9 protein-coding genes are annotated in these 12,895 nt (G+C 40.4%); 5 read left to right on the top strand and 4 right to left on the bottom strand.

What is annotated here, in order from left to right; translation table 11 throughout:
- Positions 1-43 precede the first annotated feature (43 nt).
- Both EHR06_RS10435 and EHR06_RS10430 read left to right on the top strand, forming a co-directional pair.
- Entirely contained in the window at positions 44-1,369 is a 1,326-nt protein-coding gene (locus EHR06_RS10435) for a thiolase family protein (RefSeq protein WP_086447100.1), read from the top strand.
- Between the two features lie 151 nt (positions 1,370-1,520).
- Entirely contained in the window at positions 1,521-2,846 is a 1,326-nt protein-coding gene (locus tag EHR06_RS10430) for a thiolase family protein (RefSeq protein ID WP_135756938.1), read from the top strand.
- 56 nt (positions 2,847-2,902) lie between these two features.
- Here the strand turns inward: EHR06_RS10430 and EHR06_RS10425 are convergent, their stop codons facing one another.
- On the bottom strand, positions 2,903-3,799 hold the full coding sequence (locus EHR06_RS10425) for a bile acid:sodium symporter family protein (RefSeq protein WP_135756937.1): 897 nt from the start codon (positions 3,797-3,799) through the stop codon (positions 2,903-2,905).
- Between the two features lie 19 nt (positions 3,800-3,818).
- On the bottom strand, positions 3,819-6,107 hold the full coding sequence (locus EHR06_RS10420; protein ID WP_135756936.1) for a SpoIIE family protein phosphatase: 2,289 nt from the start codon (positions 6,105-6,107) through the stop codon (positions 3,819-3,821).
- 332 nt (positions 6,108-6,439) lie between these two features.
- On the opposite strand from EHR06_RS10420, the gene EHR06_RS10415 reads away from it, so the two are divergent.
- On the top strand, positions 6,440-7,516 hold the full coding sequence (locus EHR06_RS10415) for a hypothetical protein (RefSeq protein ID WP_135756935.1): 1,077 nt from the start codon (positions 6,440-6,442) through the stop codon (positions 7,514-7,516).
- Between the two features lie 75 nt (positions 7,517-7,591).
- Here the strand turns inward: EHR06_RS10415 and EHR06_RS10410 are convergent, their stop codons facing one another.
- Both EHR06_RS10410 and EHR06_RS10405 read right to left on the bottom strand, forming a co-directional pair.
- Complete coding sequence (locus EHR06_RS10410; RefSeq protein WP_135756934.1) at positions 7,592-8,176, bottom strand: hypothetical protein; 585 nt, start codon at positions 8,174-8,176, stop codon at positions 7,592-7,594.
- 56 nt (positions 8,177-8,232) lie between these two features.
- Positions 8,233-9,054, bottom strand: a complete 822-nt coding sequence (locus EHR06_RS10405) for an extracellular medium-chain-length polyhydroxyalkanoate depolymerase (RefSeq protein ID WP_135756933.1) — start codon at positions 9,052-9,054, stop codon at positions 8,233-8,235.
- Between the two features lie 347 nt (positions 9,055-9,401).
- Between EHR06_RS10405 and EHR06_RS10400 the strand changes: the two genes are divergently transcribed.
- Positions 9,402-10,451, top strand: coding sequence for a DUF3089 domain-containing protein (locus EHR06_RS10400; protein ID WP_135756932.1), 1,050 nt, complete (start codon positions 9,402-9,404; stop codon positions 10,449-10,451).
- 101 nt (positions 10,452-10,552) lie between these two features.
- Positions 10,553-12,871 (top strand): sigma 54-interacting transcriptional regulator, encoded by a 2,319-nt coding sequence (locus EHR06_RS10395; protein ID WP_135756931.1) that lies wholly within the window; start codon positions 10,553-10,555, stop codon positions 12,869-12,871.
- Positions 12,872-12,895: the final 24 nt, after the last annotated feature.

Genomic DNA, 12,895 nt, shown 5'->3' with positions numbered 1-12,895 from the left:
TTATTCTAATGAACGTACCAAATAAAAGGTCTGGAGAAAGACAATGAAACTCGATCAAAAATTGGCGATTTGTACGCCAAGAAGAACTCCCTTCGCTCAAATTGCGAAAGCTTTAGGACCCTATCCTGGCCATCACCTAGGTCGTATAGTGGCTGAAGACATTATTGCAAAGAGTGGAGTTAAAAAAGATCAAATCGACGGAATCGTAGTTGGAGAAGGTTTCTCTAACGCTCCGAACTCCGCGAGAGTGATCGCTAACCTAATCGGACTCAGAGACGAAGTTCCTTCGATCACTGTTTCTAACAACTGTGTATCCGGGATCGAAGCTCTTTCCGAAGCAGCTCGTCGTATCATTCTCGGAGAAGGTGAACTTTTCCTGGTAATCGGAGAAGAGTCCCAAACTTCTATGCCTTTCGTTGTGAAAAACGCAAGATTGAACAAGAAAGCAGGATCTTTGGATAAACTGAAAAAACTTCTTCCTGACAATCTTCCTGAAGGTGTTGAACTTAGAGACACTCTTGAGGACGGACTAGGCGACGGAGAAACTTCTTACGGAATGCAAGTAACTGCTGAGATCCTTGCTCAGAACTACGAACTTTCTAGAGAGATCACTGACAAATTAGCTTTCGAATCTTTCAAAAGAGCATTAGAAGCTTCTAAAGCAGGAAAATACGCTCCGTTCATTATCCCAATGAAAGACGAAGACGGAACCGAACTTACTATCGACGAGGCGGTTGGACTTCGTGAAGGACTTGTTGAAAACCCAAGCCGTATGGGAAGAGCAATGCTTCTTTTCGACAACCCTCAGATGAAATTTGATGAGTTCAAAACTAAGTATTCCAAATATCTTAAAAAATCTCACGGACCAACAGTTTCTATCTTTAACGCGAGCCCTCGTTCTGATGGAGCAGCTGGTGTTATCTTAACAACTGTAGAAAAAGCTAAAGCTCTTGGATTAAAGATCGAAGCAGTTCTTTCCGGATGGAAAATGTATGGTGTAGATCCTAACCTGATGGGGATCGGACAAGCTTATGCTACCGAATCACTTCTTAAAGACACCGGAGTTAAGATAGAAGACGTAGACTACGTTGAGATCCACGAAGCATTTGCAGCTACTGCAGTTGCAGCTCTTGTCCAAATCGAAAAAGATACCGGTTGGAAATGGGAGCAAAAATTCGACGAGAAGAAGATCAACCCTAACGGTGGATCTATCGCGATCGGTCACCCATTCGGAGCTACTGGTATCCGTTTGGTGAATAACGCGATCATGGACCTTCAAGAAGACCCTAAAGCTAAAAAAGTGGTCCTTACCGCTTGTGCTCACGGTGGAATTGCAGGAGCAATGCTCATCGAAAGATTCGAAGGTTAATCCTTAGTTTCTTGAGTTGAATAAAGGCCCTGGAGAAGGAAACTTCTTCAGGGTTTTTTATTTCTTTTGCTTTCAATGTTCTTCGTTTTGGAGTCTAAATAGTGTATATGCACCATATGTGATTTTTCTAAAACAAATAAGGAGAAAAACGATGAAACTCGAAACTAAACTCGCAATTTGCACACCTTTAAGAACTCCATTCGCACAGATCGCGAAAGGATTAGGAGCTTATCCCGCCCATCATTTGGGAAAGATAGTAGCGGAGAGTATTATTCAAAAAAGTGGGATCAAAAAAGAAGATATAGACGGGATCATAGTGGGAGAAGGTTTTCCAAGTTCTCCGAATCCCGCCCGCGTGATCGCAAATCTGATCGGACTCAGAGATGAAATTCCTTCCATCACACTTTCCAATAACTGTGTATCCGGGATAGAAGCCGTCTCCGAAGCCGCACGCAGGATCATTTTGGGAGAAGGAGAAGTCTTTCTGGTAATCGGGGAAGAATCTCAGACTGACATGCCTTTTATAGTTAAAAACGCTCGCCTAAATAAGAAAACAGGATCATTAGAAAAATTGAATAAACTTCTTCCAGATAATCTTCCGGAAGGAGTGGAGCTTAGAGATACCTTGGAAGACGGTTTGGATGATGGGGAGAATTCTTACGGAATGCAGGTGACCGCGGAGATTCTCGCACAGAACTACGAATTATCTCGTGAGATCACAGATAAAGTAGCTTTCGAATCATTTAAACGTACTTACGAAGCTTCTATGTCGGGAAAATACGAACAGTTTATCATTCCCGTAAAAGACCAAGAAGGGAATATGCTTAAAATAGACGAGGCTGTAGAACTCAGAAAAGGTCTCGTAGAAAATCCAAGCCGCATGGGAAGAGCGATGCTTCTTTTCGATAATCCTCAAAGTAAGTTCGAAGACTTTAAGAAAAAATACGGTAAAGATCTGAAGAAAACACATGGGCCTACAGTTTCCATTTTTAACGCGAGCCCTCGTTCCGACGGGGCAGCAGGAGTGATCATCACTACTGTTGAAAAAGCTAAAGCTCTTGGCTTAAAGATAGAAGGACTACTTTCCGGATGGAGAATGAAAGGTGTTCATCCGAATCTTATGGGACTTGGACAAGCAGTTGCCACAGAAGGTCTGTTGGAAGACCTGCAATTGAAATTAGAAGATATGGATTATGTAGAGATCCATGAGGCTTATGCTGCCACTGCGGTTGCGGCAATGGAACAGTTAAAAATGGATACCGGTTGGGATTGGGAGAAAAAATTCGATGAGAAGAAGATCAATCCTAATGGAGGATCCATCGCGATCGGTCACCCATTCGGAGCTACAGGAGTTCGTTTAGTGAATAATGCGATCATGGATCTGCAAGAAGATCCTAAAGCGAATAAAGTATTACTCACTGCATGTGCTCATGGAGGAATTGCAGGTTCAATGCTCATCGAAAGATATAAGGCTTAACTCTAAAGTTTAAAACCCCGAGAGAAACTTCTTTCGGGGTTTTTTATTTCTAAGGTTTAGCTTACTCTTTCTAAAGAAGGTTGGTCTAAAATGGATCTTCTATTCTTTAAAATAAATAACCCGAATACCAGTGCGGTCACAAACATGAGAAGGCTATAAGTGATAGGGACAACCGTCATCGTTGGAACTTGCAAAATTGTTCCTGTCACCAAAAGTGCTGTGGTTCCATTTTGGATCCCTAATTCGAATGCGATCGTAACTGCTTGGGTCCTGCTTAATCGTAAGAGTAGGCCGAGCAAAAATCCAAGACTGATACAAATACAATTCATGGTAAGTGCAGCGGCTCCACTTTGAGCAAAAAATCCCCACATTTTCTCCCAGTTCTGTCGGACCAATCCTGCGATGATCGCGAATAGAATTATCATCGAAAAAACTTTTACAGGCTTCTCACAACCTTCTGCAAATTTAGGAGAATAATTTTTTACAGCCATTCCGATCCCTACCGGTAGCACAGTGATCACAAATAGTTGTACAATTGTTTTGAAAATAGGGAGATCTATCGTTTTCCCTTCTCCCATAAAATATACCATTGAATAGTAAGTTAAAAATGGAAGAGTGAAAGGTTTGATCACGCTAATTAGGGCGGTTAATGTTACGGATAGAGCCACATCACCTTTAAACAAATACGAATACATATTTGAAGTAGGGCCGGAAGGACAGCAGGATAATACCATTAATCCAACTGCAAGCAATGGTTCCAGATGGAACATTGTAGCTACCATAAATCCTAAAAAAGGTAACAGTAAAAGTTGGGCTAAAAGTCCGACCAATACTGCTTTAGGAAATAAAGCCACTCTCTCGAAATCTTTGAGTGTCAAAGATAGTCCCATCCCGAACATGATTATAAAAAGTGAGATCGGGAGAACTATCTCCAATAAAAATCCACTTTGCATTTTTTTTCTCCTTATTGTTTTAATTTATTTCTTTTGATACGAGTCTTGCAGGTTGACCGTTCATTTTAATCGGCTCTTTAGAAAGAGAGTATTCTATCTTTAAAAAAGAAATATCGTCCGTAAGATATTCTTCCATGTCTTGGTAGATCTTATGCAGATCTCCTTTCGCTTCTTCTATCCTAGATAGAAATGCTTCTTGGTTTTCGTTGATCTCTTTACTTCCATCTTCTCGGATACCTACTATCAAATCATCTTTGCCGTCGGATCCTAAGAACAAACAATCTCCGATCTTTAGTTGAAATGATTGGACCGTAAATGTTGCAGATGGATCGAAAGGTAATCCTATACGATTGAAAAAATGTTTGGTCGGGATCAGACTTGCTTTTCCGTTCCTGTATAAGATAGGAGAAGGATGTTCTGCGTTAACTAAATAGGTTTTGCCTGTGGATTCTTCTATCACTCCCAGGACTGCGGTGACCAACATACTTCCTTCGAATATTTCAAATACTTTAGAAAGTTCTAAAAAAGCGGATCTCAACCAACGCTGAGGACTTAACTCTAATGTTTTATCTTCGAAGAGCCGGGTTCTGTTTAAAATTGCACCGAATACGGAGCCTAAAACGATTGCACCTCCTGCCCCTTGGATCGATTTTCCCATTGCGTCCGCGTTCATGAACACTGTACAATTTGCGCCTCCTATCTTGAGGCTGGTGGACATACAAAGATCTCCGCCGATCTCGTGGTTTTGTTCTTTGAACACAAACTGTTTTTTCTGGCGGGTGAATGATTCTATGAAAACTCTTCCGTTCCGGATAGTATCTATTCCAAAGGGTTTAAGAAGAAGGGACGTTAAAAAATAATCTCCTTGTTGTTGTTCCAATAATTTTGTAAGCCTGGAAGTCCTGTCTTTAACTTGATCTTCTAATGTATCCGCATATACGGAGAGAGCGGTTCTTGCTTCTCGGATGGAACTTACCATTCCATTGAATGAATCGGTAAGAAAACCGATCTCGTCTTGGATGCGGACCTGGATCTTTGTGTTTAGATCTCCTTGGTTTACTTTATCAATTCCAATTAATAAATTTTTGAGAGGATTCCAGATCGCTCCTCTAAAAAAAAGTCTGAACCCAAAAAGGACCACGAGTACGGTAATGAATAAAATTAAAAAATAAGGCCTGATCGCTGTATGAAGAAAGTTTCTATATTCTTCGTACGGAAATTTTACTTCATATTTTTGATCTTCTAAAGCGAATTTATATAATACGGATCTTGGCTCTTCTTTGTTACCTTCCACAAAATAACGTTCTGCTTCCGAAGGAAAAACGGAATCATAGTATCCATAGGACTGTCTTGGATATCTTTTGAGGGAGTCTGGAGATGTAGGAGCTCCTACATGCGGAGAAGAGTTTGATTCCTGTTTTGTGGGAGTTCCAATACGGGCGGCAGATTCCGTTTTTGGGCCATTTTTCTTTATAAAAATCGAATTCTCCGCTTCTCTCAATTTACTCAGATCGAATGTATCTTCTTGCCTGGAAACGGAAGCGAGTCCTATCCAATAAAGAATGAGTAAGAATGTCCCTAAACAAATCCCAGTGATCCTGTTTAGAAAACGAGTTTGGTCAGAAGTTGTATTGATATAAAGTACCAGGATCACAAAACTTCCCGGGATCATAAAAAATGTATAAACAGTCAGAAAATCCGTCCTGGAGATAAGTCCTGCGCGGCTCATACTATTTGCGATCACTGGAGGAAAGATCAAAAGAGAGAAGAATAAGACGAATAGTCCCGTAAAACGATTGGATTCTTTGGAAGCAGTCCAACTTCTCCATATCCCCGTAAATATCATCAGAAAAGAATAAACTAAGACCAAAACTCCAAGGATCTTGTTCTCCAAAGGAAGAGAGAATGTCCAGATCTGTTCCGTAAAATCGAATATAGGCGGCTTATTGAATGTGCAAAAAATATAATATAATGAGAAGGCCAGCCAAACGAGTAGTTGAGCGCTCAAAAAACGAAATGCGAATTTTTCCTTTATAGGACTCGGATAAAAGAAGAAGAACTGTCCCATACAAGAAAATGCGGGAATAACGGCTAAAATAAGCCATCTATGATAGGCGGCTATGGGAGAATCTATACTATACGCGATCACAAATGCGAATGCGTGGATAGATAATAAGAAAAATGCCCCAGCCAAATAAGAACTGGATTTGGATCTGTTCCGGATCGCGGCTAAAAAACTTCCCAGTACCGCAGTGAATATACAAACGATCAAAGATCCAAAAGAAAAAAAAGTCAGCTCTAAGCTCATAAGGCCCCCGAAGACTTTTAGCAGGAAACGTGCCAATCCTAGTTTGGATTTTTATCTTGGATGTTTCTTCGTATCTTGCCTTGATTTCGCATTTAATTTATTCCAATCGTTTTGGAACCTGAAACATTGATTGTTTTCAATCAGTATGGCAGAGAACGGTCGATCGATTTCAATCAGTTGCCTATTGGAATGCTTTATCTCTTTGTTTTAAGCAAGTTTCTCCGAGAAGTTTTATAAATTTCTTTCTGGCACGAAAACTGCTTAAGAAGGTTAGTCTCTTGAAAACTTCAAAATGGATTTAGGAGACTCGTATAAAAACGAGGAGAATGTTAATGCGATACGGATGGAAAGGGAAGTTAGTGAGGGCATTTGTTCTTTTACTATTTCTTCCATTGATGGTCTTACCGATCTCCGCAGAGGAAAAAGAAACTGCGGAACCGCCTAAAGACAAATGGAGAATTTTACTCGGAGCCTTTGCCGGGCAATTCGATTTACAATTACAAACGAAACTTCCGTTTAACTATGTAAATCCAAACTCAGGCCAAAGAGAAATTCCTTCTTTAGGCAGAGTCAGCGGTCTTACACAAAATGGAGCCATGGACTTAGGAGTAGAGGGGATTGGTCCTCAAAAAGGATTACAGTTCATGGTACTAAGTGACTCATTGGTTTTCCAAGCTACTTACGCCAGAGTGGATGTGAATTTTCAGCCTCTTAGGAATCCTCGGATAGGAGTGAATACCGCGGAAGGAAATGCGGGAGGCAATGTTTATTCTACCAACCTGGACTATTATATGAATATAAGTCGTTATGTCCAACCGATGGTAGGGATAGGATATGCCGCTTTCGGAGCTTATTACAAGGCGCGTAACGTTATTGGTACCACTGTGGGCAACGGACTATACGAATCTTTTCCTACTATAGATGCGGACGATGGATATAGTTCCGATGTAGGTAAGGCAGGGCTTCGTATAAAGCTGCCTATTCAAAGCTGGTATATCACCCCTTATTTCCAATACGCAGGCAACGAATACCATATCAATGTAAGAACTACTGCGGGAACCGTGCAGAATAATGTGAATGGATATCCTGCGGATCCGAATGGAATGTTAGACGCATGGTATTATCAAGGAGTAGGTTCTGTAAGCACTGTTGACTCAATGACACAGGTGTCCAGACAGGCAAGAAGTGCAGGAGTTGTCTTCTTTATGGATTATAAAAAGTTCATAAGCCTTACGATCAATGCGAGAAGGAACTTTTCCCAAGCAGCTTGGAACGTTTCAGCTACCTTGCTAGTGTTTCTGCATCCGAATATGGGGATCATGGCGAATTATGCATATTCCGAGCCTGAGATCTTATTTAGCTTTAATAGATCCTGGGCGATCGGGCCGGTATTCACCACTACATTCTAAAAGGAAATACATAGAGATAGGAAAATAGAAAATATAAAGGTCGGTTCCAAAGATCGACCTAATGCGTAAATAAGGCTAATGGTTTCCGGTCTTTTTAGAAAGTTCGGAGATCGATCGATCCAAAGATTCCAGTTCCGTTTGGAATTCTTTTCTCCGGGTCTCAGAAAGTTCTTCTTTAAGCTTTTCGAATGTTTTGTTCAGGATCTCTCGGAGATCCTTTTTTTTTCTCAACTGCAGAAGTGTGAATTCTTCTTCTTCGAATATGCTTAGGCCTGTAAAAGATCTTTTGTTCTCTAGATATTCCAGTTTTTCATGAAAAGATTTTGTTTTGTCCGTTTGGTTTGGATCAGGACGAAAAATATTCTCACCCAGGTTTTCAAAAACCTCTCTGGTCTTGGATAAAAAAGGAAAATTTACTAGCTCGATTAATACAAAAGAGTCCGTAAAATTTTTTTCAGGATCCGGTTCAGAAACTTCTTCAGTAAAACTAAGATCATTGGAAGTTTCAGCAAAGCTGAGATGTTCTTTTGAAGATTCAAGAGTTTTCGAAATAAAAGGGATTTCCGGATCGGATCCAGAGAATACAAAATAAAAGCAGAATATTAAAACAGTGATAAAAAATAAGAAGATTAGAATTTGCGATTTGGATAATGATCTCATGATCCTTCCTAAAAAAAGAATCCGGCGGGGATCACCGGATTCGAGTTGGAATTTACTTAACGGTATTGGTTAAACCAAGAATATATTTTTCCTGCGGATGCGGATACCCATTCATGCCCTGCTAGGTAATCCGTATATCTGTCCGTAGGGATCCCTTGGGATCTGAGTTTGTCATAATACAAATCCATGGTCCACCAAGGAACGACAGCGTCCAAAAATCCGTGCATAAAGAATGTAGGCGGATGATTGGAAGGAAGAGTGGGAACGATACAAAGCGGCCCGCTGCAAGTAGCATAAGACCCGGATTGGACCGCTAGTGCTTTGAATTCTCCCGGGAAAGATACTGCCATACGGCTTGTGTTATATCCTCCGCTGGAAATACCGGTTGCGAATTTTTTATTCGAATTGATCGGCCCGAAACTTCCATTGCGGATTGCGGCAAACAGATTATTTAAGAAAATATAATCCGCAGTAAGTTCATAGATAGTAGGCAGATTGGTTTCCCAGAAAAGATCCAACCCCGCATCCGGAGCGATCACTGCAAATCCATTATCCAACATCTTCTCGATGACTTTTACTTCGTAATATCCTCCGAAAGGTGCTCCTTGGGTACGTGAGAATTGTACCGTAAAGAAAGATCCTTGGTACATTACTACGACAGGCCATCCTCCTGCAGGAGCAGTTCCTTCAGGTACTTGGTATCTTACGTCCCTGAATATTCCTGGTCTTGCTTCGATCTTTTTTGTAGAGTAAGAGCAACTAGTCGTCTTGATCAATAGACCGGTTGTTTTACAACGAGCAGCATCCATTTCTCCAGCACCTGCAAATAACAGTGCGCAGATCAATAGAGGCATTAACATCGTGATTCTCTTCAGCATTTTTTTCCTCCCCGAACCGAATTCATTCGGCCGGTATGCTTCCTAAAGCAAGACCTGTGCCTAACGCAAAAAATGTTTTGCATAGCGTATGTTCTACAAAATGGATTCAAAATTTTGAAAGTATTCGCGGAATCGCTATTCTAAGAAAATTCAAATGATCATTTTCAATCGCCGAAAATGGACAATTGATTGATTTCAATCGATTTCTATTCCGCTAAACTAGTAGAATCGCGGTTATATGCTAAGGATTATGAGATTGGGACCTTCTCCACTCGGCACGGATATTGCTTTCTATCTTCTGCTATCTTTCCCAAAAAATCAAAGGGAAAGAGGAGGATTTCTAACGCATGAAACTTTTCTTATATTCTTCTTTACTGTTTTGGGGATTTTTATTTTCAAACTGCACTTCGATCTTTCTTTATTTGATCAAACCTTCGGGTCCTTTTACCCGGGAGAATGTTCCGCCTTCTCCCGATTATTCTAAAAAAGAATCCTGGGCAGCACTTCCGGAATTGAAAGACGATCCGGATGAGGTCCCTTCGATAGCGGGTTTCAAGGACGGACAAAATACTGCGAAGGCGGATGTATTCTTTGTTCATCCTACCACTTTTATTAAGGCGGAAGGATGGAATGCCGAGATAGGAAGTAGTCTGATCGTTTACGGACTTTCTCCTTTAAAAATGCAGGCATCCGTTTTTAATGAATCTGCAAAAGTGTATGCGCCTAGATATAGACAGGCGGCGTTATATTCTTTTATAGATGATTCCGGAAACGGAGAGAAGGCATTCGAGATCGCAAAAAAAGATGTGCTTTCCGCATTCGATCATTATCTGAAACATTATAACCAAGGAAGACCATTTTTTATCGCAGGTCATAGCCAAGGTTCTATGATGCTTGTCTATGTATTGAAAGAATATTTGGATAAGAAGAAGGTCCCGAACTTCGTAGCTGCATATCTTCCTGGTTGGGCAGTACATTCTTCTGAATTTAAAAATCTGCAAATATGCAAAAACTCAAAAGAGCTAGGATGTTATATCAGTTGGAATTCCAAAAAATGGGGTTCACAACTTTCTGATTTTGCACTTCCGCCCGAAAGATATGTAGGTGGAGTCTGTGTGAGTCCAGTGAACTGGACCCCGAATAGTGCTGAAACTCCGAAGGAAGAACATAAAGGCGGAGTGGGTATCCAGTTTTCCGAATTGGATAAGGCCTATGTCAGAACAAAATGTGAAGGAGAGATGCTTTGGGTGGATCTACCTTCCAATCCGAATTACGAATCCAGAAGAGGGAATAAGAAAAATTATCATATCTCCGACTATGGGCTTTTCTATTCGGATATCAGAGAGAATATAAAAGAAAGATTGGAAGAATATTTTAATAAAAAAGGAAAACGTTAGAATTATCACTTAAGCGGCGTTTCGGAACTTGATCCAAGAAAATCGAAATGTCGCTTGACCTTCCGTTTCGGAATGGTCTTTTTAAACTCCGCTTTTATTTCATGTATCTTCAATTCCTGACCCTTTCCTTTTTGATCGCAGTTCTTCTATGTATTTTAGGAGTAGTGTATTGCCTAAGCGTAAAAAATAAGATCTCCGGGATCAGAGAGTTGATGCTCTCTTTTTTATGTTTAGTCTTTTTATATTCTGCATGTGTATATGCATCCATTGAAACGGATCCAAGAGGCGCATTACATAGATGGATCACTGTATCCGCTGCATTGTTTGCCGCGGTTTTTTTTCAAAGATTTTTTCTGAAATTTCCATCCGTTATTTTTCCTAAGGTATCATCTATTCTTTTCAAGATACAATTAGGGATTGCCGCATGTATTTCTCTCTGGTTCGTATGGGAAACAAAGGATGCGGCAAAAACATTCAGGTTTAACGGACAATACTGGGATCTAACTGCGACTTTTCCTGGAAGAGTGGTCGCAATCTTCTCCTTATTTTTTGTATTTAGTGTGATAGGGATCGCGATCGTTCAGATCTTAAAGAATAAAGATCAGAAAAGGATCGCCCTTGCAGGGATCTTAGGCTCCTTCTTCCTGAACTTTTTGATACCTACCATTTATCTTACCTTATTCAGATTAGGCCAAGTAAGTGCGGAAATATTCGTAAACGCATTAGCAATTTCCGTTATTTCCGGATTTTTTATATTTCATATATTCTTCGTAAGTTATGGAGGGCATAGGACTTCTCTTACAGTGAGGATATTGACTATAGTTCTTGCAATGGCGCTATCTGTGACCCAGGTAATGTCAGGCGGATTGAGCAAGGCAATAGAAAATGAATACGATAGTATCCAAACTAATGTATTACAAAATGCGAAACTAATATCTCCTCCTAAAGATTCCGTTTTTCTTTCTAAAATAGGGGAAAATACTTCCAAATCGGATCTGAGCGCCGCAGTTTTAGGAGTTCGTTCTTTTGTTCTGACTTCTTCCGGAAAACCTCTGATTGTATATCAGAATTTCATAAATAATACCGAGATGGGACTGGAATATTCTTCTTACAGAAGTTTTGTTCACGGATATGTTTTGGATTGGGCGATCCGGCTTTTTGTAGGTCTATGCGTATTGATCTTCGGGTTTCTGATCTTTATGAAAATTTCCATCTTAAATCCTCTATTCGCTTTATTAAAAGGATTAGATAGGGTAGAAGGAGGTGAACTTTCCGTCGAAGTAGAAGTCCGAAACAAGGACGAGATAGGACTCTTGACCCAAGCATTCAATGCAATGGTCCGTTCCATTCGAGAAGCAAGGCAAGAACTACAACAATATACTTCCAATTTGGAAAGGACCATTTTAGAAAGGGATTCTATCTATGACGCTGTCCCTCAGGAAAGAGTATTATCTAATAAAACCTTAATATACGCCTCCAGAAGTATGCAGGCGGTAGTGGATCGAGTGGAAAGAATTTCGGGAAGAGAACAACCTGTATTGATCACAGGAGAGACTGGTACCGGAAAAGAGATCATTGCGGGACTTCTTCATGAATTGGGAAGAGGGAAAGACAGCCCATTTGTTCCGATCAACTGCGCCGCTGTACCTGCAAATCTTTGGGAAAGCCAGATTTTCGGTTATGTAAAAGGAGCATTTACAGACGCAAAGTCCGATTATGCGGGGTTAGTTGCGGAAGCAAACGGCGGAACATTATTTTTCGACGAAGTGGGCGAGATGCCTATAGAGATCCAGCCTAAAATATTAAGATTATTGCAAGAACGTAAATACAAACAAGTAGGAGGACGTTCGGAGCTTAAGGCAGAATGCAGAGCGATCTTTGCTACTCACAGAAATTTGAGATCCATGGTAGCAAAAGGAACTTTTAGAGAAGATCTATATTATAGGATCAATGTATTCGAAATTGGGATCCCTCCTTTAAGGGAAAGAAGATCGGATATTCCATTTCTTACGAATCGATTCGTAGAACATTATTCCAAACAAATGGAAATGGATAAACCCAATATAAGCGAAGATGTTATGGATCTGTTCTTGGAATTCCCTTGGTCAGGAAATATTAGAGAATTGGAGAATTGTATCATCCGAACGCTTGCGGATCTTAAAGGGGATCATATCAAAATTTCGGATCTTCCCCCTGAATTATTGGAACTTAAAAGTTCTCAAAGAGAAGAAATGGGAGAGATCCCGATCGCAAACGGATCTTATGCGGCAGGATTCGAACCTCTGGTCTCTATGTATTCCAGAAGATTGATTGAAACAGCATTACAGAAATGTAAAGGAAATAAATCCGAGGCGGCAAGGCTTCTGAAAATCTCGAGAGGAAAATTACAATACCAGATGAAAATGCTGGATATGGAATGATCCAAAAGTTCGTTTTACAAACGA

It is taken from the genome of Leptospira dzoumogneensis, assembly GCF_004770895.1.
Lineage (GTDB): Bacteria > Spirochaetota > Leptospiria > Leptospirales > Leptospiraceae > Leptospira_B > Leptospira_B dzoumogneensis.
The sequence above is the reverse complement of the archived record's forward strand: the minus strand, read 5'-3'. Positions and strand labels throughout refer to the sequence as shown.

What these genes read in the sequence shown, in the direction of transcription:
- EHR06_RS10435 (WP_086447100.1), top strand. Translation starts at nt 44, where the DNA reads ATGAAACTCGATCAAAAATTGGCGATTTGTACGCCAAGAAGAACTCCC.
- EHR06_RS10430 (WP_135756938.1), top strand. Translation starts at nt 1,521, where the DNA reads ATGAAACTCGAAACTAAACTCGCAATTTGCACACCTTTAAGAACTCCA.
- EHR06_RS10425 (WP_135756937.1), bottom strand. Translation starts at nt 3,799, where the DNA reads ATGCAAAGTGGATTTTTATTGGAGATAGTTCTCCCGATCTCACTTTTT.
- EHR06_RS10420 (WP_135756936.1), bottom strand. Translation starts at nt 6,107, where the DNA reads ATGAGCTTAGAGCTGACTTTTTTTTCTTTTGGATCTTTGATCGTTTGT.
- EHR06_RS10415 (WP_135756935.1), top strand. Translation starts at nt 6,440, where the DNA reads ATGCGATACGGATGGAAAGGGAAGTTAGTGAGGGCATTTGTTCTTTTA.
- EHR06_RS10410 (WP_135756934.1), bottom strand. Translation starts at nt 8,176, where the DNA reads ATGAGATCATTATCCAAATCGCAAATTCTAATCTTCTTATTTTTTATC.
- EHR06_RS10405 (WP_135756933.1), bottom strand. Translation starts at nt 9,054, where the DNA reads ATGCTGAAGAGAATCACGATGTTAATGCCTCTATTGATCTGCGCACTG.
- EHR06_RS10400 (WP_135756932.1), top strand. Translation starts at nt 9,402, where the DNA reads ATGAAACTTTTCTTATATTCTTCTTTACTGTTTTGGGGATTTTTATTT.
- EHR06_RS10395 (WP_135756931.1), top strand. Translation starts at nt 10,553, where the DNA reads ATGTATCTTCAATTCCTGACCCTTTCCTTTTTGATCGCAGTTCTTCTA.